Source organism: Citrobacter sp. 21OH12SH02A-Citro, assembly GCF_027919895.1.
Classification (GTDB): domain Bacteria; phylum Pseudomonadota; class Gammaproteobacteria; order Enterobacterales; family Enterobacteriaceae; genus Citrobacter; species Citrobacter braakii.
The window spans coordinates 2,841,750-2,862,836 of sequence record NZ_CP114801.1 but is presented as its reverse complement, the minus strand read 5'-3'; the positions used below and the strand labels follow the sequence as shown (position 1 = coordinate 2,862,836).

15 protein-coding genes are annotated in these 21,087 nt (G+C 52.3%); 7 read left to right on the top strand and 8 right to left on the bottom strand.

What is annotated here, in order from left to right; translation table 11 throughout:
• Window positions 1-62 precede the first annotated feature (62 nt).
• A complete protein-coding gene (locus O6D90_RS13950) occupies window positions 63-227 on the top strand; it encodes a YnfU family zinc-binding protein (RefSeq protein ID WP_175299807.1) in 165 nt (54 codons plus the stop codon).
• Window positions 228-383: 156 nt separating this feature from the next.
• The gene (locus O6D90_RS13945; protein ID WP_271143120.1) at window positions 384-8,966 is read left to right on the top strand and encodes a GH36-type glycosyl hydrolase domain-containing protein; all 8,583 of its coding nucleotides are present in this window, start codon (window positions 384-386) and stop codon (window positions 8,964-8,966) included.
• A gap of 19 nt (window positions 8,967-8,985) precedes the next feature.
• Here the strand turns inward: O6D90_RS13945 and O6D90_RS13940 are convergent, their stop codons facing one another.
• Window positions 8,986-9,219, bottom strand: coding sequence for a hypothetical protein (locus O6D90_RS13940; RefSeq protein WP_029139493.1), 234 nt, complete (start codon window positions 9,217-9,219; stop codon window positions 8,986-8,988).
• A 153-nt stretch (window positions 9,220-9,372) separates the two neighbouring features.
• Here O6D90_RS13940 and O6D90_RS26375 point away from each other — a divergent pair, with 153 nt between their 5' ends.
• Complete coding sequence (locus O6D90_RS26375; protein ID WP_213083733.1) at window positions 9,373-9,549, top strand: YnfU family zinc-binding protein; 177 nt, start codon at window positions 9,373-9,375, stop codon at window positions 9,547-9,549.
• Window positions 9,550-9,622: 73 nt separating this feature from the next.
• The gene (locus tag O6D90_RS13930) at window positions 9,623-9,901 is read left to right on the top strand and encodes a hypothetical protein (protein WP_227021707.1); all 279 of its coding nucleotides are present in this window, start codon (window positions 9,623-9,625) and stop codon (window positions 9,899-9,901) included.
• A gap of 150 nt (window positions 9,902-10,051) precedes the next feature.
• Here the strand turns inward: O6D90_RS13930 and potB are convergent, their stop codons facing one another.
• Window positions 10,052-10,915, bottom strand: a complete 864-nt coding sequence (gene potB, locus O6D90_RS13925) for a spermidine/putrescine ABC transporter permease PotB (protein WP_016150058.1) — start codon at window positions 10,913-10,915, stop codon at window positions 10,052-10,054.
• The gene (potA, locus tag O6D90_RS13920) at window positions 10,899-12,035 is read right to left on the bottom strand and encodes a spermidine/putrescine ABC transporter ATP-binding protein PotA (protein ID WP_016152695.1); all 1,137 of its coding nucleotides are present in this window, start codon (window positions 12,033-12,035) and stop codon (window positions 10,899-10,901) included. The genes potB and potA overlap by 17 nt, the downstream gene beginning before the upstream one ends.
• Window positions 12,036-12,285: 250 nt before the next feature.
• On the opposite strand from potA, the gene pepT reads away from it, so the two are divergent.
• Window positions 12,286-13,512, top strand: a complete 1,227-nt coding sequence (gene pepT / locus O6D90_RS13915; protein WP_016152696.1) for a peptidase T — start codon at window positions 12,286-12,288, stop codon at window positions 13,510-13,512.
• A gap of 104 nt (window positions 13,513-13,616) precedes the next feature.
• Here the strand turns inward: pepT and roxA are convergent, their stop codons facing one another.
• The 5 genes from roxA to znuC form a co-directional block, all read right to left on the bottom strand.
• Window positions 13,617-14,738, bottom strand: coding sequence for a [50S ribosomal protein L16]-arginine 3-hydroxylase (gene roxA, locus O6D90_RS13910; RefSeq protein ID WP_016152697.1), 1,122 nt, complete (start codon window positions 14,736-14,738; stop codon window positions 13,617-13,619).
• 92 nt (window positions 14,739-14,830) lie between these two features.
• Window positions 14,831-16,294: a two-component system sensor histidine kinase PhoQ gene (gene phoQ / locus O6D90_RS13905; protein WP_016156218.1), complete on the bottom strand. Its 1,464-nt coding sequence runs from the start codon at window positions 16,292-16,294 to the stop codon at window positions 14,831-14,833.
• Window positions 16,294-16,965 carry a two-component system response regulator PhoP gene (gene phoP / locus O6D90_RS13900; RefSeq protein WP_003846709.1) on the bottom strand — a complete coding sequence of 224 codons (672 nt, stop codon included), beginning with the start codon at window positions 16,963-16,965 and terminating at the stop codon, window positions 16,294-16,296. The genes phoQ and phoP overlap by 1 nt, the downstream gene beginning before the upstream one ends.
• A gap of 153 nt (window positions 16,966-17,118) precedes the next feature.
• Window positions 17,119-17,904 carry a zinc ABC transporter permease subunit ZnuB gene (gene znuB / locus O6D90_RS13895; RefSeq protein ID WP_016152760.1) on the bottom strand — a complete coding sequence of 262 codons (786 nt, stop codon included), beginning with the start codon at window positions 17,902-17,904 and terminating at the stop codon, window positions 17,119-17,121.
• Window positions 17,901-18,656: a zinc ABC transporter ATP-binding protein ZnuC gene (znuC, locus tag O6D90_RS13890; protein ID WP_016152761.1), complete on the bottom strand. Its 756-nt coding sequence runs from the start codon at window positions 18,654-18,656 to the stop codon at window positions 17,901-17,903. Before znuC ends, znuB begins: the two co-directional genes overlap by 4 nt.
• 78 nt (window positions 18,657-18,734) lie before the next feature.
• Here znuC and znuA point away from each other — a divergent pair, with 78 nt between their 5' ends.
• Window positions 18,735-19,679, top strand: coding sequence for a zinc ABC transporter substrate-binding protein ZnuA (gene znuA, locus O6D90_RS13885; protein WP_019076521.1), 945 nt, complete (start codon window positions 18,735-18,737; stop codon window positions 19,677-19,679).
• A 15-nt stretch (window positions 19,680-19,694) separates the two neighbouring features.
• Window positions 19,695-21,014: a murein DD-endopeptidase MepM gene (gene mepM, locus O6D90_RS13880; protein WP_016152763.1), complete on the top strand. Its 1,320-nt coding sequence runs from the start codon at window positions 19,695-19,697 to the stop codon at window positions 21,012-21,014.
• The last annotated feature ends 73 nt before the right edge of the window (window positions 21,015-21,087 follow it).

Sequence of the window (21,087 nt, the reverse complement as noted above, 5' to 3'; positions counted from 1 at the left end):
GGAGATACAGCTACTGTCTGGTGTTTCAGGGGGCTACATCATTCATCGAAAGGGTAATCATCATGTCTCTCATCGATTACGCAATGAAGTACCTCGGCGGCGTATCGACGACTACTGTCATCTGCCCGGCCTGCGGCTTACGTTCATCCCAATCTATTTCTAAAATTCGCCTTAAGCAGACAATGCTGTGCCCTGGCTGTAAAACACTGTTTGTTTCACCACGATAATCCTGACACTTAGTTGCACCTAAACCCGGTGTTCTATACTTAAGTCAAATCCCGGCAGCTGTTAAATCCCTGATGCCTTACGCCCATCCTGAGAGAACGTTTCTGAACTGATTTCGCAACTGCTCCTGCATGCTAACTCTGCATCAGAGCAATGCTATGAAAATGAACCCCAGGGCGTGGTTTAACCGCTCCCATATTCCGATGAATGCTCCCGAAAGCGTAACGTTTTCGGCGAACGATCCTGCCGGTGAAAGCACGCTGCAGTCAGAACTCTTTTCGACCGCCCAGATGGAACGCTACGGTCAGAAGCTCGCACGGACCCATAAATTATCGCCGGATAAACATCCTTATTATCTTCTAAAAAGACTCGGCGAGAATGAGGCCATCATTACCCAAAGCTGTTATGAGCTTAACGCGGGTAAAAAGACCAGCATCATGCCTGCCGGGGAGTGGTTGCTGGACAATTATTATCTGATTGAGGAACAAATCCGCACTGTCCGCCAGCACTTGCCGAAAAGCTTTGGTAAAGGTCTCCCGTCGCTGATGTCGCCGCTGAATTGCCCACGAATTTACAATATTGCATCAGAGGCCATTGCTCACGGTGACGGGCGCTGGGATGCCGCCAGCCTGACCAGCTATCTCACCGCCTATCAACAGGTGACCCCGCTGACATTAGGTGAAGTCTGGGCGTTACCGGGAATGCTGCGCCTGGCGCTGATTGAAAATCTTCGTCGTATCAGTATCGAAGTGATCAAAGCGCAGCAGGACAGAACGCTGGCTGATATGTGGATAACAAAGATTTTCGGATGTGCAGAGAATGCCCCTGGCGATTTAATCATGGTGGTTGCCGATATGGCACGCTCCCGACCTACGTTAACCAGTGCGTTTGTCGCAGAGCTGGTGCGGCGTCTGCAGGGGCATGGCAATGCGCTGTCGTTACCTCTGACCTGGGTTGATCAGTGCCTTCGGGAACAGGGGATCACCACCGACGTTCTCATACATAATTTCAATCAACAGCTTGCCGCCAGCCAGCTATCTGTCAGTAACAGCATCGCGGGTCTGCGATTACTGAGTGAAACGGATTGGGCTGATTTCGCCGAAACGATAAGTGTCGTCGAACAGGCATTACGTAATGATCCTGCCGGTATCTATCCTCGGATGCACTTCAATACCCGGGATCATTATCGGCACGTTGTTGAGGTACTGGCCAGAGACAGTGGTCTCAGCGAGCCTGAAGTTGCTGACAGGGTGCTGACGCTTTCAGGAAACAGTGCTCCCGATACACTGGAACATCATGTTGGTTATTATCTCGCAGGCGAAGGTCGGCAGGCGCTGGAAATTCATCTGTTAGCAGACACCTCAAGGCTCATGCGCTTGCGGCACAGTTTCAACAGAATAACCCTGCTGTCATGGCTTGGAAGCCTGGCGTTGTTGACAACCGCAACGACCGCAGCGATTTTGCACGAAACAGCCATGCAGGGCGCAGACTGGCTGTTGATCGCGGTGATATTCCCTCTGATTATCGCTGTAACTCAGTTGATGAGCGATTTACTCAGTGACGCCACCACCCGTTTTCGCGTTCCTCGCCCCTTGCCGCGGATGGATTTCTCAACCGGCATTCCCCCTGACAGCGCCACTCTGTTAGTCATCCCCTGCATGCTGACCAGCCACGCAAGTTTCAGCCAACTCCTCACCAGTCTTGAAGTCTGCTGGCTGGGGAATGAAAACGAAAATCTCAGGTTTGCGCTGCTCACTGATTTCGCTGATTCTGCAAATGAACCCTCGCCGGAAAGCCAGATGCTGCTCAGACAGGCGATCGCCGATACGCAGGCGCTGAATCGCCGCTATCCCTCCAGCCGCCCGCGTTTTTACCTGCTACACCGCCAGCCTGAATGGAACCCTGCGGAAGGAACGTGGATGGGCTATGAACGCAAGCGGGGAAAACTGGCGTTACTGAACAGTTGGTTGCGCCATCCAGGGACACAATTCGTCAGCGTTGCAGACATGCTTGCTAACCTTTTACCGGGCCACATTAAATACGTCATTACCCTGGACAGTGATACGGTGCTGCCGCGCGATACGGCGCACAAACTGGTCGCGACAATGGCGCATCCGCTGAATACGCCAGAGTATGATCCGGTACGCCAGAGGGTTGTCAAAGGATTTGGCATTTTACAACCCGGCCTTGCGGAGGAGATACCACGCAACGGTCAGGGACGTTACGCCGCCATGCGCAGCAGCATACCGGGCAATAATCCCTATTCGATGATGTCTTCGGATATCTATCAGGATCTTTTTGGGGAAGGATCGTTCGTGGGGAAAGGGATTTACGATGTTGACATTTTTATGCAGGCCACGGCCAACACCTGCCCGGAAAACCTGGTTCTCAGCCATGATCTACTCGAAGGATGCTATGCACGTTCGGGTCTGCTCAGTGAGGTGTTACTCTATGAACAGTACCCGAATAATTATCTGTCGGATGTTGCACGCCGTTCACGCTGGATCCGGGGTGACTGGCAACTGCTTAACTGGCTGAAACCACGTGTCAGAAGAGCCGATGGAACCCGGGCCAGGAATCCGCTGACCGCGCTTTCTTACTGGAAATTACTCGATAATCTGCGTCGCAGTCTGGTCGCCCCTTCATTACTGGTATTACTGTTCTTCACCCTGCTTGGGGTACCTAATCCGGTTTACTGGCTGGGCGTACTGTCGCTGATATGGCTGTTGCCAACCATCCTCTGCATCACCCATGACCTGCTGCATAAACCTCTGCGTCGCCGCCTGAAGCCGCATCTGTTACTGGTAGGGGCGGGCGCGCTGAAGCGTTTGTCAGGTATCGGCCTTAATTTTGCGATACTGCCGCACGAAGCCGGATATTCGCTAAAAGCGATCGCCGTGACGTTATGGCGATTGGGGATCAGCAGGCGTCACCTCAGCCAGTGGGTCAGCCACAGCCAGGACAGCAATCAGGCCGGACCCACTGTTGCGCTTTTTTATCAGGCGATGTGGCTGAATGTTGCATGTGGTGTGATGCTGATAATACTGACCGGACAATTTGCTCCACAACTGCTGGGGATTGCGTTGCCGATCGGTTTGTTATGGTGTGTGGCACCGCTGCTGATGAGCTGGTTGAGTCGCCAGCCTGCGCGTAAGGTGTTTTCGCCCAATCCGGAACAAAAACAGCTGTTGCGCCAGACAAGCCGTGAAATCTGGGCGTTTTTTGAAACCTTTGCCACAGAAAAAGAGAACTGGCTTCCGCCTGATAACTACCAGGAAATACCGCAGCCGACGGTGGCCCATCGAACTTCTCCTACCAATATTGGCCTTTCCCTCATGGCTAACCTGACGACATGGGACTTTGGCTACCTGCCCGGCGGGGAAGTGCTCCGGCGCGTATCGCTCACGCTCGACACAATGGATAAAATGGAGCACTACCGGGGCCATCTCTACAACTGGTATGACACTCGTACGCTGGCCCCCCTCAGCCCACGCTATATCTCAAGCGTCGACAGCGGCAACATGGCAGGGCATTTGTTGACCCTGCGTGCAGGGCTGTCCGCCATGCGTCATCAGCCAGTTTTAAACCGCCAACAGATACTGGCAGGGCTGAATGATACGCTGGATATTCTGGAAAAACAGTGGGGTCAGAACCCGCCTGACAGCTTGCGGTTGTTGCGAAAACACTGCCTGAGCGCGGTGTCGCTCTCTCCGCAGACATTTTTCAGCGAGCTGAAAAATATGCGCACCCAGTGCAATCACCTGAACACGCTATGCCATCAGGGATCTCCTCTTCAGATGCGTTGGGCAGGACATCTGGAGCATCAACTGGTTCAGCTTTGCCATGAGTGGTCGCTGCTGCTTGGTTGGTTACCTGCATCCTGGAACGAACAGACGCTGCCGACTTTGTGCGAGCTTGCCCGCGCAACATTTACTGGTGTAGGAACCCCCCCGGCGTCAGCGATGGAGCAGGCCCGGATGCGACTCAATATTATCACTGAACTTGAACAACGGCTGGATGAGCATGCCCGGATGGATTTCGCCTTTCTGTACAGCGAAGCAACCAGTCTGCTCAGTGTTGGCTATAACTGTGACACGAATATGCCTGACAAGAGCCACTACGATCTTCTGCCGTCTGAAATCCGCCTGACCAGCTTTCTTGCCATTGCCACTAATCAGCTACCTCTTAAAAGCTGGTACGCGCTGGGGCGACTGTTCACCACCATTGACAATGAAACCGCCCTGATGTCATGGAGCGGGTCAATGTTTGAATACCTGATGCCGAATCTGGTAATGCCCACCTGGCCTGGCAGCCTGCTTGATGAAATGAGTCAGTCGGCGGTTATGCGCCAGATTCATTGGGGGAAAGAACGCGGAGTACCGTGGGGCGTTTCAGAGTCTGGTTATCATGCTTTTGATGTTCAGCATAATTATCAATATCAGGCATTTGGTGTGCCGGGTCTCGGCCTGCGCAGGGGGCTTGCTGATGACATGGTTGTCGCCCCTTACGCCACACTGCTGGCGTTAATGGTCTCGCCACAGAAAGCCTGTGAGAACCTGATCAGGCTGCAAAAAAATGGCGCACATGGTGAATACGGTTTTTATGAAGCGCTGGACTATACTCCCTCACGCCTCGCAACCGGTCAGCTCTATGCGGTGGTTCAGTCCTGGATGGCACATCACCAGGGCATGGCGTTTCAGGCGCTGGCTCATGTGCTACTTGACGCCCCGATGACTGAACGCTTCATGTCCAGTACGGTCTTCCGCTCAGCGAGCCTGCTGTTACAGGAACGCGTGCCGGATGCGGTCGATCTGTACAGTCCGCGCCGTCATTTTGAATCTCATGAGGGCAGGGTCAAACCCGTTCGCTATGAACCCCGTATTTTCTATGGCGTGGACACGCCGGCCCCGGATATTCAACTGCTGTCCAACAACCATTATCATCTGATGTTGACCACGGGCGGCGGCGGCTACAGTCGCTGGAATAATATTGCGCTCACGCGCTGGCGCAGTGATACCACCCGCGATAACTGGGGAGCATTCTGCTATATCCGCGATATACAGACGGGGAATGTGTCGAGCAATACCTGGCAACCGACAGCCCACACCAGCGGGCATGACGAGGAAGTGATATTCACCGATGCGAGTGCTGAATTCAGACGCTCTTTCGATGGGCTCAGCGTCAAAACTCAGGTTGTGATCTCCCCGGAGGATGATATTGAGTTGCGACGGCTCACACTGATTCATCGTGGTCGCCAGCCTCGCTCTCTGGAACTGACAACCTATGCCGAAGTAGTACTGGCACCTGAAGCCAGCGATCTGGCACACCCGGCATTTAGCAATTTGTTTATTCAGACGGAACTGGATCCTGAGCGTGACGCTATTCTTTGCCACCGGCGCCCGCGTTCTCCGGGTGAAGCGAGTCCCTGCCTGTTTCACATGATGGTGGTGCATGGCGATAACCGTCATAACGTTTCGTTTGAAACAGACAGGGCAAAATTTCTTGGTCGTGGCAGAAACCCTGCGGATGCCCAGGCAATAAAGGCAGGCGGGGCGCTCAGCAATACGTCGGGGTCAGTGCTGGATCCGATCCTGGCAATACGCCACGCCATCACTCTGCAGCCTGGGCAGCCGGTCACGATTGATATCATTTATGGCATCAGCGAAACCCGCCAGCAGAGCCTGGCGTTGCTGGAAAAATACCGCGATTACCCTATCGCTGATCGCGTCTTTGAACTGGCCTGGTCTCACAGTCTGGTGGTATTACGCCAGATGAACGCCAGTGAAGATGATGCCACTTTGTTTAATCGTCTTGCCAGCGCGGTGCTTTACCCTGTCCAGGAACTGCGCGCCGAAGGCCAGGCGATCAGCCGCAACCGGCGTGGTCAGTCCGGTCTGTGGGGCTGGGCAATTTCAGGCGATCTGCCGATAGTGCTTCTCAGTATTACCAGCGAGGAAAGTATTGCCTCAGTGACCACACTGATTCAGGCGCACCGTTACTGGAGACAGAAAGGGCTGGATGTTGATTTGGTTATCCTGAATAACAGTCCCGGCGGCTACCAGCAGGGCTTACAAAATCAGATTATGGACTTAATTTATGCCGGATCTGAAGCCAGCCTGCTGGACAAAACGGGCGGTATTTTTGTTCGTAATGGCGAGCATCTCTCTGCTGAGGATAAGTTGCTTTTGATGAGCGTGGCCTGTCTTTATCTTGATGACCGCACAGGCAGTATCAATGAGCAGCTTAATCAGCGTACTCACACCCTTAAACCTCAGGCCAGAGCACTCATTCCACGAGCTGTGCGCGAGCGTAATCAACATACGGACTGGAGCCCCGATATCAGTCAGTTATGCCATTTCAATGGGTACGGTGGATTTTCTCAGGATGGTCGGGAATATCAGATTGTCCTGCGCGAAGATGCGCAGACACCGGCTCCCTGGTCAAACGTACTGGCAAATGCCCGTTTTGGCACTGTGATTTCAGAGGCGGGACAGGCCTACTCCTGGTATGAGAATGCACATGAATACCGGTTGACACCGTGGGAGAACGATCCGGTGAGCGATCGCAGCGGCGAGGCGTTTTATCTGCGCGATGAAGAGAGCGGTGAGTGTTGGTCACCGACGGCTTTACCTGTTCGCGGACATGGTGATTACCTGACCCGCCATGGTTTCGGTTACAGCGTGTTTGCCCATCGAGAGAATGGTATAGACAGCGAGCTGACGGTCCTGGTTGCCGAAGAGGCGCCGGTTAAACTGGCGCTCCTGACGCTCAGTAACTCTTCGGGGCGGACACGAAAACTTTCCGTCACCGGCTATGTGGAGTGGACGCTCGGAGGAACACGAACTCGCTCAGCCCCTCACATTGTGACACATGCGGCAAGACCGCCTGGCGGCTGCGGAGTGCTGGCGAACAACTTTTATGGCGATAACGGTAGCGGTCGTACTGCCTTTTTTGCCGTCAGCGGTAATGACTGTTCGTTGACCGGGGATCGCCGGGAGTTTATCGGTCGTAATGGTTCTCTGTACGCCCCGTCGGTCATGAAGCTACGCAGGCTTTCAGGTAAAACGGGCGCCGGTCTGGATCCCTGCGGGGCAGTACAATCGGCGGTAACATTAATTGATGGCGATCAGAGGACGTTTATTTTTATCCTCGGCGCAGAGGAGAATCATATTCGAGCTCAGGAGACGCTTGCCCGTTATATGAATGAGGAGACGGTCCGCGAGGAGCTGAACCGGGTTCACAACCACTGGCACAATGTGCTCGATAAAATCGTGGTTAACACCCCCGACACATCGGTAAATTTACTGGTGAATGGCTGGCTATTGTACCAGACGGTAGCCTGCCGCCTGATGGCTCGCAGCGGTTACTACCAGTCCGGCGGCGCATTTGGTTTTCGCGATCAACTGCAGGATACGCTGGCGCTGAGTCATGCTGATCCGAACCGGATGCGAGAACAGATAATCCTGTGTGCATCACGGCAATTTATTGAGGGTGATGTACAGCACTGGTGGCACCCGCCACACGGCAACGGGGTGCGCACCCGCTGTTCCGATGACTATCTGTGGCTTCCGCTTGCCGTTTGCCACTATGTTGAAACGACGGGGGATATGGATGTACTGGAAACACGTATTCCTTATCTGGAGGGACGTCCGCTTCAGCCTGGTGAAGAGTCTGCCTATGATACGCCGGTGATCAGCGGTACCGAAGAGACTCTCTGGTTACACTGCGTCAAAGCCATTAAGTATGGACAACAGTTCGGGGAGCATGGTCTGCCGCTGATGGGGGCGGGTGACTGGAATGACGGCATGAACCGGGTGGGGATCGAAGGCAAGGGTGAAAGCGTCTGGCTGGGCTTCTTCCTGTTCGACATTTTGCAGCGGTTTGCGGCGCTGGCTGATCGCAGGCTGGATGAAAGTGTCGCCTCAATGTGCCGTTCACAGGCTGTGCGCCTGCAAAGTAATCTCGAAGCCCACGCCTGGGATGGGGAATGGTACCGGCGTGGATATTTTGACGATGGTACTCCCCTGGGGTCGAAAGCCTCACAGGACTGCCGGATTGATGCGATTGCCCAGAGCTGGTCAGTATTGTCCGGGGCCGCTAGCCCGGGACGGTGCGCAAAGGCCATGCAGGCGCTGGATAAGCACCTTGTGGATAGCGAGGGGGGACTGATAAAACTATTAACGCCGCCTTTCGATGGGCACGGTCCAAATCCGGGTTACATACAGGGCTACCTGCCTGGTGTGCGGGAAAACGGAGGGCAGTATACACATGGCGCTATCTGGGCTGTAATGGCATTTGCCCGAATGGGGAATGCCGAACGTGCCTGGCAACTCTGGTCCATGCTCAGCCCGATAAATCATACTCTGAATGCGAACTCAGTCGGGATTTATAAAGCCGAGCCTTATGTCATGAGCGCTGATGTCTACAGCGTTGCTCCCCATATCGGACGTGCCGGATGGAGCTGGTATACCGGTTCATCAGGCTGGGCCTGGCGTTTACTTACCGAGGAATTACTGGGGATAAAACGTTCCGGTGCTGACCTTACGGTTCATGCCCGGTTGCCGGATGGCTGGCCGTCTTTTTCTATGACTTATCAATATGGCGAAAGCCATTATCAGATTAGTGTCTCACACGGCGATGCAGAATATCGCGTTACATTGGATGGTGTTCTCCTCCCTGATGACAGAATACCGCTGCGGGATGATGGACAAAACCATACGGTTGAGATTATTCAGAACTGACACTGAGTCCAGACGCGCATTAACGTCTGCCGTTAATGCGCTGATTATCCCTGAGAACCTCAATCGCTGTCTGCATGGCGATTTTGTCATCTCGTTTTTTTTGCTTGTCCTGCATGACCTGAAGGTATTCCAGCAAAGTTCGGGTATTAATAGGTCGGCCCTGTTTTCCCACTGCCAGCACGGCTTCGCCAAGAATAATTTTCACTGGTGGCAACTGGGCCGGGTACCAGTCAAGGGTGTCTTCTGATTTCATGATAAATTTCTCACGGAAGGGTATTATATCATAAATCAGACGTTTAATTTTCAATATCTGATATCCTGATTTAATCATAAATTAACATAACTTAAGCCAGTTATTTTTATATTAAGGCGTATAATAATTACTGTGTTCCTCAGAGAATTATTTATGTCTTATACAAAAGGACTCAGGCACTTTAAAGAAAGACCGGTGCATGTTGCCTGCCCGGTATGCGCATACAGAGCCGATCAGAAAGCAGGTAAACTAAGAAAAGATGCGGTTCTGGAGTGCCCTGCCTGCGGGCTGTTGTTCAGACCATCAGAATGCTGGTGTATCGGCGGCTGATCGGCTTCTGCCACCTAACGTGAGTGATGTTGGGAAATGACAATATTGCTCCTGTACTGCAGTTTGAGAGGATATGATGATGAAATCTAAAAAATCTATTTTTATTGAAGGACATATCCTTTCGAACAGCTGTCATGGGCAGGTTGGTCAATCTTTCTGTATCCACAGGGCCAGGTTTAATAATGGTAAATATGCGATTATCCGGGAAGCATCAGGAATATGTTTCAAGCCTGGCGAAATTATTCAACGAAACGATTGCGAGTGGTTTTATAACCTTACCAAAATTCGCCTTCTCTCATTTGAGTACCTTGAAGATGATGAATCCAGAAGACAATTTCTTGAATATCGATAATAAATTCATGCTTATCATGACGGCATATTTTTGCGGGTTTACAATTCCTTTCTGATTTTACAAATCTTATCCCCGTTCGTGACCTGGCATGCAGTTTACTTGAGGGTAAACTGCATGCCATGATCATTTTAACTTTATAGGTAATATCGGTTAACTATCAATGTCGCTAACCTTCTTGTTCAGCAAGCGGGAGGCGCGCCAGTAGATCAGCAGCATCAGACCCATGACGATGGTCAGCGTAATGCTGGTGGCAGCACCGAACGGCCAATCGCGGATGTTCAGGAACTGAACTTTAATCACGTTGCCAATCAGCAGGTTTTTCGCCCCGCCCATTAAATCGGAAACGTAAAACAGCCCCATTGCGGGCAGCATAACCAGCAGGCATCCGGCGATAATTCCCGGCATCGTTAACGGAATAATGATGCGGGTGAAGGTCTGAAGTTTACTGGCGCCCAAATCGCGCGCGGCTTCCAGCAGCGGTTTATCGAGCTTTTCAATGCTGGAATAGAGCGGCATCACCATAAACGGCAGCAGGATGTACACCAGGCCGATAATCACCGCGCTGGGGGTAAACATGATGCGAATGGGGGTATCGATAACGCCGAGCCACAACAGAAATTCGTTGAGGTAGCCCTTGGTGCTGAGGAATATTTTGAGTCCGTAGATGCGAATAAGCGAGTTGGTCCAGAACGGAACAATCAGCAGGAACAGCAGCAATGGACGCACTTTTTCCGGCAGTTTCACCAAAAACCAGGCAAACGGATAGCCGAGCACCAGACAGGCGAGCGTGGCAATCAGCGCCATATTGAGGGAGTGAACCAGTACCTCAAAATAGAGCGGATCGAGCAGGCGTGTATAGTTTTCCAGCGTAAAGACCATTTTGACGAAATTGGCGTCGTCGCGGGTCAAAAAGCTGGTGCCGATGATCATCAGGTTGGGCAGAAAGACAAATAACACAAGCCAACCGACAATGGTGACGATCACCACACTCTGGAATTTACTTGTGTTCTTCATCAGCCAGTACGACCTCCCAGCTTTCTACCCAGTTAATCGCCATTTTCTGGTCGAGAGAGTGGTCAAAGTCAGGATCGTCTTCGTTGAAGAATTCACTGACCATCACCATCTTGCCATTTTCCAGTTCCACAACCGACTCCAGCGTCATGCCCTTGTAGTTGCGTTCACGCACGTAGCCGATCAGGCCTTCGATATGATTGTCGTCGTTGATTTCATCAACGCGCAGATCTTCAGGGCGTAACAGGACGTGCAGCTTCTGCCCGGGAATCACCGCGAAGTTGACATAAATATTGCACTCACGACCTTCAACGTTAGCACGAACGCGCTGTTCGTCCAGACGTTCTATCACCGTCGCGTTAAACATATTGATCTCACCGATAAACCCGGCGACGAACAGGTTTTTCGGCTCTTCGTAGATTTCGCGCGGCGTACCGTCCTGCTCAATCTTGCCATCGCGCATCACCACGATACGGTCTGACATGGTCAGCGCCTCTTCCTGATCGTGAGTGACAAAGACAAAGGTGATACCAAGCTTACGTTGCAGCGCTTTCAGTTCGTTCTGCATCTGCTTGCGTAGTTTGTAGTCCAGCGCAGAGAGAGATTCGTCTAACAGAAGTAAACGGGGTTTATTGACCACCGCTCGGGCAATCGCTACGCGCTGCTGCTGTCCACCGGAGAGTTGATGCGGTTTTCGCTGGGCGAACTCTTCCAGTTGCACCATGCGCAGAGCTTCGGTAACGCGGGGAGGAATGTCGGCTGCGGGCGTTTTTTGCATGCGTAAGCCAAAGGCCACATTCTCAAATACGGTCATGTGGGGAAATAACGCATAGCTTTGGAAGACGGTGTTCACGTAGCGGTTTTCCGCCGGAACGTGAGTGATGTCCTGGTTGTCCAACATGATATGCCCGGAATCAACCGTTTCCAGACCGGCAATCAGGCGAAGAACGGTTGTTTTACCGCAGCCAGAGGGGCCAAGCAGCGTGAGAAACTCGCCATTATTGATGGTCAAATCCAGGCTGGAAATCACCTCTTTGCCATCGAAACTTTTGCGAATTCCCGCTAATTGCACCAGTGGAGAAAGCGAACGCGGTTGTTTATTCAATTTTTTACTCTGTCCCATGTAAACGCAACGGATGGCTGACCGCTGCGGGGTTCGTGGTTAACCACCTTGATGACTCTTAATGAGGGCCGTTATTCTACGGCAAACCATGGTAATCGCCAATCCTTGTTGCGAATTACTGACTTAGCCCTATAGTCAGAGGGGATGTCAGGGCGAAATATTCTCACTTGCGGGGATAAAAGTGACCTGACGCAATATTTGTCTTTTGTTGCTTATTGATAATGTTGTCACAAAAAGTGAGGGTGACTGCATGGATAAACTACTTGAGCGTTTTTTACACTACGTGTCGCTGGACACCCAATCAAAATCGGGCGTGCGGCAGGTACCCAGCACCGAAGGACAGTGGAAATTATTACAACTGCTCAAACAACAGCTCGAGGAGATGGGGCTGGTTAACATTTCACTGAGCGAAAAGGGGACGCTGATGGCCACGTTGCCCGCTAACGTTGCTGGCAATATTCCCGCGATCGGCTTTATTTCCCATGTGGATACCTCACCGGATTTCAGCGGTAAAAACGTTAATCCGCAAATCGTTGAAAACTATCGCGGCGGCGATATTGCGTTAGGCATTGGTGATGAAGTTCTGTCGCCGGTGATGTTCCCGGTGCTGCATCAACTTCTGGGCCAGACGCTGATCACCACAGACGGTAAAACGCTGCTGGGCGCGGATGATAAAGCTGGCGTGGCGGAAATCATGACCGCGCTGGCGGTGCTCATCCAAAAAGATATTCCGCACGGTGATATCCGCGTGGCCTTTACGCCGGACGAAGAGGTTGGTAAAGGGGCGAAGCATTTTGACGTTGCGGCATTCGATGCGCAGTGGGCCTATACCGTTGATGGCGGTGGCGTGGGAGAGCTGGAATTTGAAAACTTCAACGCCGCGTCGGTTAATATCAAAATTGTCGGCAACAATGTGCATCCCGGTACCGCAAAAGGGGTGATGGTGAATGCGCTGTCGCTGGCTGCTCGTATTCATGCTGAGGTTCCGGCAGACGAAAGCCCGGAAACGACGGAAGGCTACGAAGGCTTTTATCATCTGGCGAGCATGAAAGGGACGGTCGATCGGGCGGATATGCACTACATCATCCGTGATTTTGACCGCAAGCAGTTTGAAGCGCGCAAACGCAAGATCATGGAGATCGCCAAAAAGGTCGGCAAAGGGTTACACCCGGATTGCTATATCGAACTGGTGATTGAAGACAGCTACTACAATATGCGCGAAAAAGTAATTGAGCATCCGCACGTGTTGGATATCGCTCAGAAGGCGATGCGCGATTGCGATATTGAGCCGGTGCTGAAACCTATTCGTGGCGGCACCGACGGCGCGCAGCTGTCGTTTATGGGGTTACCGTGTCCGAATCTGTTTACCGGAGGCTACAACTATCATGGTAAACATGAGTTTGTAACCCTGGAAGGAATGGAAAAAGCGGTGCGTGTGATTGTACGTATTGCGGAGTTAACCGCAAAGCAGCAGTAAATTTATCGATAGATGCCGGATAGCGCTTTGCTTATCCGGCCTACAGTATTTCACACCAGAAGGCCTGATAGGACGCGCTAGCGTCGCATCAGGCACCGTTCGTATTATCCTTCGAAGAACCAGTATCCGCTGTTAACCAGTGCGGCAAGCATGGCAAGGAAAGACGGATCTTCCAGCGCATCCTCAAAGTTCTCGGCCGTCAGAACAATATGGCTGGCAAGCGCTTCCAGGGCAGGGCGATGCGGTGAATCAATTTTCTCACCGTTGGCGTAGACGTCATCGCCGATGCGCAATACGCGCAATCCGCCCAGACGCACTAACACATCCCCTTGCTTCAGGGCATCGTAAATTTCGTCTGGCTGATACGGCGGCTCCGGTGGAGCAATATCCAGCTCATGACGAGACTGAGATATAAACTCGCCAAACCACTGCTGGAAATGTTCCGGCTGATTAATCAGTCCGAGCATCATTTCACGCAGCTTGTCCATTTCCTGCGGCAGAACGTCAGCCGGATGATCGCGCGGCGGCAGGTCAGGATCGCTGTAATACGTGCTGCCCAGCTCACGTTGCAAAACGTAATCGGCGAAGCCGCTGATCAGTTCGCGGGTATTCGGCGCGCGGAAACCGACCGAATAGTTCATGGCGTTTTCCAGCGCATAGCCTTCGTGCGGGAATCCTGGTGGAATGTACAGGATATCGCCGGGTTCCAGCTCTTCATCGATGATGGCTTCAAACGGGGCGACCTGCAGCAGGTCCGGGTGAGGGCAGTGCTGCTTCAACTGCAGTTTTTCGCCCACGCGCCAGCGACGTCGACCGGTTCCCTGAATGATAAACACATCGTACTGATCAAGATGTGGGCCAACGCCGCCACCGGGTACGGAGAAGGAGATCATCAGATCGTCAATCCGCCAGTCCGGCAGTTCGCGAAACGGACGCATCAGCGCGGCGGTGGGTTCATGCCAGTGATTGACCGCCTGTACCAGCAGCGACCAGTTGTTCTCGCCGAGATGATCATAGCTTTCGAACGGACCGTGGCTAACCTGCCATTTACCGTCCTGGTGGCTGACGAGTCGGCTGTCGACTTCGCTTTCCATTGCCAGTCCAGCCAGTTCGTCAGGAGAGAGTGGATCAATAAAGTTGTTAAACCCGCGTTTTAAGACCACCGGGCGTTTCTGCCAGTGGCGTTCAAGAAAATCGGGCCAGTTAAGTGTGAGTTGGTATTCCATAATGAGCATCCCGCAGGCTGGTATCTGCAACCGATTATAACGGATACTTAACCGCAAGCGGGAAATCAGTACATATTTATTACATGCGGCGATTACTCGTCTATCTGCCCCGGCTGCTGGCGGCCAAAAATAACTTCCATGCGCGCGCCACCCAGCAGGCTATCGCCTGCAATAATCTGCCCGTCATACTGTTCGGTGATTTCTCGCGCCACCGCCAGTCCAACGCCTTGACCTGGCCGTAGCGTATCGACACGCTGTCCACGGTCAAACACCACTTCCCGTTTGCTTTGCGGAATACCAGGACCATCATCTTCAACCAGAATGTGTAGCTGATCCTCGGACAAATGCGCTGAAATCTCGACAAACTCCAGACAATATTTACATGCGTTATCCAGCACGTTGCCCATCACTTCGACAAAATCGTTCTGTTCGCCCACAAAACTGATTTCGGGTGAGATATCGAGATTTATGTTGACGCCTTTACGCTGATACACCTTATTTAGCGCCGAGGTGAGTTTATCCAGCAACGGCGCGACCGGATGCAGTTCGCGGCTAAGCAGCACGCTGCTACCACGCATGCTGGCGCGATGCAGGTAATAGCCAATCTGCTGGGAAATACGGCTGATTTGTTCCAGCATGATGGGTTCCGCGTCGCTTACGTTCATTTTTTCATTACGCATCGAGCGGAGCGTACTCTGTAATACCGCCAGCGGTGTTTTCAGGCTATGGGTGAGGTCTGTTAACGTCGTACGGTATTTGTCGTAGCGCTCGCGTTCGCTTTTTAAAAGTCGATTAAGATTGCGGACCAGGCTGGTCAGTTCGCGCGTGGTGGCGGGGTTTAGCATCTCTCGATGATGTTCCTCAAGCTCACGGACTTCACGCGCCAGCGATTCGATAGGCCGCAGACTCCACCAGGCGGCTACCCATAACAGCGGAATGACCAGCAACAGATTGGCGACCAGCACATAAATAAACCAACTCCAGACCATATACGAGCGCTTTAGCTCAATAGGAATGGTATCGACAACCACTATGGTCAACTGTGGCATTCTGGCAGTGGCGGGGTAGACGTTCACGGCGACCGAGTGGGTCATTTCGGCATCGTCGTCATCTTCTCTGACTTCTTTTAGCTGCTGCTGAGCGGAGTGATCTTCGCCCAGTAAGGTGCTGGTGGCATCTACATTGGCTTCAATCTCATGAAAACCGTTCGCTTTTAGCCATTCCGGTTGGATACTGTGCGTCAGCCAGGGAACATTGCGCTGCGCCCACAACAACTCACCGTTTTCGTTATAGATCAGCGACATTGTTGGGCTTTGCATATCGAGATTCTCGGGCAGCTCGACGTTTATCTTACCGTTCTCCCATTTTGCCAGGGTATAGAACAGGTTACTTTCACCCCGCAGCAGGCGGAACGTTGTTTTATCAAAGCTGACGCTGTAGCCCACCAGGGCAACCATGCCGTAGGCCAGCGAAAGCACCAATACCACGCCTGCGGTTGCCAGTAAAAAGCGCAACCGCAGTGATAACGGGAAAAAATGACGCAATAATTTATTCATTAGCGCAGTTCAAAAAGATATCCCTGGCCACGCACGGTGGTGATGACATCATCCGGGTATTGCGCCTGTATTTTTTTACGCAGACGCCCCATCAGAACATCAATGGTGTGGCTTTCACGCAGCTCGGCATCCGGGTAAAGCTGTAACATGAGCGAATCTTTACTGACCACTTTGCCGTTATTACGGATAAGTGTTTCCATAATGGTGTATTCGAACGCCGTGAGCTTGATAACTTCATCATTGACGGATAACTCGCGTCGAGAGAGGTCCACCTGGAAAGGAGGAAGAGAGATAATCTGCGATGCCAGACCGCTGTTGCGACGCATAAGTGCCTGCATGCGCGCAGCCACCTCTTCGATATGAAACGGTTTGGTGACGTAATCGTCGGCTCCGGCGCTGAGTACTTCCACCTTGTCTTGCCAGCCTTCACGCGCGGTTAACACCAGAATCGGCAACGAAACCTCATTGCTGCGCCAACGGCGGATCAATGACAAACCGTCTTCATCGGGGAGTCCTAAATCAACGATCGCGATATCCGGCAGATGTTCATTCAGATAATAGTCCGCTTCCTTCGCATCTTCTGCATCATCCACCTGATGCCCTAAATCCTGTAACTGAACCTTGAGGTGGTGGCGTAATAAAGCATTATCCTCGACAACCAGTACGCGCATCATCGTTTCTCCCTAAAATAACGGTATAAATAGTTTAACGCTGATTATGTGGCTGTGGGGATAAACATTTAATAAACCGCGGGAAGGGAGTCATTTCGTTCATGAAATAAAAAGCCGGATAAGGCGATAGCCTCCATCCGGCTAAAATACGCATTAGCTCGCCTGTTTTTTCATCATGCTGAAGATAAACAGCAGCGCAGCACACAGCACCACGGAAGGACCTGCCGGGGTGTCATAGAAGGCCGAGAAGGTCAGCCCGCCTGTAACCGCTATCATTCCCACACCAACGGCAACCCCTGCCATCTGTTCTGGCGTACGGGCAAAGCGACGGGCGGTTGCCGCAGGGATAATAAGCAGCGAGGTGATAATTAACGCCCCGACAAATTTCATCGCCACGCCAATAGTTAATGCTGTGACCAGCATCAGCAGAAGCTTAACGCGTTGCAGTTTCACGCCATCCACAAATGCCAGATCCGGACTGATGGTCATCGACAGCAGGTTGCGCCACTGCCAGAACAAAATCGCCAGAACGATAACCACCCCAATGGCGATGGAGATAAGATCTTCCGGCGTCACGGCGAGCAAATCACCAAACAGATAGGCCATCAGATCTACACGGATGTTGGACATCAGGCTGACGACAACCAGCCCTAATGACAGTGCACTGTGGGCCATAATGCCCAGTAGGGTATCAATCGCGAGGTGAGGGCGTTTTTCCAGCCATACCAGACCGCCTGCCAGCAATAAGGTGACGACGATGACCGCATAGAAAGGGTTTACATCCAGCAGCAGGCCAAAGGCGACCCCCAGTAGCGAAGCGTGGGCCAGCGTATCACCGAAATAAGACATTCGACGCCAGACCACAAACGAGCCGAGTGGGCCAGCGGCACAGGCCAGCATGATCCCGGCTAACCAACCGGGTAATAACAATTCAATCATGAGTGACCATTTCCCCGGCGTAAGACGATACGACCCTGTAAATCGTGGCGGTGATTATGATTATGACGGTAAATTCCGAGTTGTTCGGCACCGCGTTGCCCGAACATTGAGATGAATTCCGGGTGCATGGAAACCACTTCCGGCGCACCAGAACAACAAATATGATGGTTCAGGCACAGTACCTCATCGGTTTTTGCCATCACCAGATGCAGGTCATGAGAAACCATCAGTACGGCGCAATCCAGTTCACGTCGCAACTGATCGATAAGATCGTACAGCGCGACTTGCCCATTGACATCCACGCCCTGGGTTGGCTCATCAAGCACCAGTAGCTGAGGTTTATTCAATAAAGCACGGGCCAACAGGACGCGTTGTGTCTCCCCGCCAGAGAGTTTTTGCATCGGCGCATTCATCAGATGTCCGGCCTGAACACGCTTCAGTGCCGGAAGGATATCTTCTTTTTTGGTGCCGGGACGCAGGCGCATAAACCGACTTACCGTCAGCGGAAGCGTCGTATCGAGGTACAGTTTTTGCGGCACATAGCCAATCCGCAATCGACCATTACGCTTGATAACTCCCTCATCAGCCTCTACCAGCCCTAATACAACGCGCACCAGCGTAGATTTCCCGGCACCATTTGGGCCGAGAAGCGTCAATATTTTACCGGGTCGAAGTTCAAGCGATACGTCAGAGAGGACGCGGCGTTGACCATAAGAGACCGAGACATTTTCCAGTGAAACCAAAGTCGTCATATCAATTTTAGTCTTGCAGAAGTTATAGAATGTTATAATATCACAATTCTCACATTCATTACGATGATTGGTCGCATTATGTTACATAAAAATACGCTTCTTTTCGCAGCATTATCCGCTGCTCTTTGGGGTAGTGCAACACAGTCGGCAAATGCCGCTGTCGTGGCTTCTCTTAAGCCACTGGGGTTTATCGCTTCAGCCATTGCTGACGGGGTTACTGACACCCAGGTTCTGCTGCCTGACGGGGCTTCCGAACACGATTACTCATTGCGTCCTTCAGACGTAAAACGCTTACAGGGCGCGGACTTAGTCGTTTGGATTGGACCTGAGATGGAAGCGTTTATGGAAAAATCAGTCAAGAATATTCCTAACGCAAAACAGGTAACGATTGCGCAGCTCAATGACGTGAAACCGTTACTCATGAAAGGTGCTGACGACGATGATGACGATCATGGACATAATGATGCCGGCAGTGAAAAAAGTGACGAGCATCACCATCACGGCGATTACAACATGCATCTTTGGCTTTCCCCAGAGATAGCACGGGCCTCAGCGGTTGCAATCCATGAAAAATTAGTGGAACTTATGCCGCAAAGTCGAGCCAAACTTGACGCCAACCTGAAGGATTTTGAGGCACAATTAGCCGCAACCGATAAGCAGGTAGGTAACGAGCTCGCGCCGCTCAAGGGAAAAGGTTACTTCGTTTTTCATGACGCCTATGGCTACTACGAAAAACACTACGGACTAACACCGCTTGGTCACTTTACCGTGAACCCTGAGATTCAACCTGGTGCGCAGCGTTTACATGAAATAAGAACACAGTTGGTTGAGCAAAAAGCAACCTGCGTTTTTGCTGAGCCACAGTTCAGGCCAGCGGTCGTTGAAGCCGTCGCGAGAGGGACATCCGTTCGAATGGGAACGTTGGATCCGCTCGGAACGAATATCAAACTGGGTAAAACAAGCTATTCAGCGTTTTTGAACCAATTAGCCAACCAGTATGCGAGCTGCCTGAAAGGAGATTAATGAGGAAGTGATTACGTGCAACAGATAGCCCGCTCTGTCGCTCTGGCATTTAATAATCTGCCGCGGCCCCATCGCGTTATGCTGGGGTCGCTTACCGTACTGACATTGGCCGTCGCTGTCTGGCGGCCCTATGTTTACCATCCTGATTCTGCACCTATCGTCAAAACTATCGAGCTGGAAAAAAGCGAGATTCGTTCACTATTGCCTGAGGCCAGCGAACCTATCGATCAGGCCGCTCAGGAAGACGAAGCCATCCCACAGGATGAACTGGATGACAAAACGTCTGGTGAAGCCGGCGTGCATGAGTATGTCGTCTCCACGGGCGATACGCTGAGCAGTATTCTGAATCAGTACGGCATTGATATGGGTGACATCAGCCAACTCGCGGCTTCCGACAAACAACTGCGTAACCTGAAAATTGGTCAGCAACTTTCCTGGACGTTAGGCGCGGAAGGTGACTTGCAGCGCCTGACCTGGGAAGTCTCCCGTCGTGAAACCCGTACTTACGATCGCACCGCGACGGGTTTCAAAATGAGCAGCGAAATGCAGCAGGGCGATTGGGTTAACAGCCGAATCAAAGGCACCGTGGGCGGAAGTTTCGTCGCCAGTGCCAAAGATGCCGGACTGACCAGCTCTGAAATCAGCGCAGTGATTAAGGCCATGCAGTGGCAGATGGATTTCCGCAAACTGAAAAAAGGCGATGAGTTCTCGGTACTGATGTCTCGCGAAATGCTGGACGGTAAACGTGAGCAAAGCCAACTGCTGGGCGTACGCTTGCGTTCTGAAGGTAAAGATTACTACGCAATCCGTGCTGAAGACGGTAAGTTCTATGACCGCAATGGTACCGGACTGGCGAAAGGCTTTATGCGTTTCCCGACGGCTAAGCAGTTCCGCATCTCTTCCAACTTTAACCCGCGTCGTCTGAACCCGGTGACCGGACGCGTTGCGCCGCACAAAGGTGTCGACTTTGCGATGCCGCAGGGGACGCCGGTGCTGTCGGTGGGTGATGGCGAAGTGGTTGTAGCGAAGCGCAGCGGCGCAGCCGGATACTATGTTGCGGTTCGTCATGGTCGCACCTATACCACGCGTTATATGCACCTGCGTAAGTTGTTGGTCAAACCAGGACAAAAAGTGAAACGTGGCGATCGTATCGCGCTGTCTGGCAATACCGGGCGTTCAACGGGTCCGCATCTGCACTACGAAGTCTGGATCAACCAGCAGGCAGTGAATCCTCTGACGGCGAAACTGCCGCGCACAGAAGGTCTGACCGGGTCGGATCGCACCGATTACCTGGCACAGGTGAAAGAGGTTGTTCCTCAGTTGCGTTTCGATTAATTAACACGCTGACAGAGCCGGTACGCTATGCGTGCCGGCTTTTTTATTTTGTACGGCGCATCGCGCGCCGCTA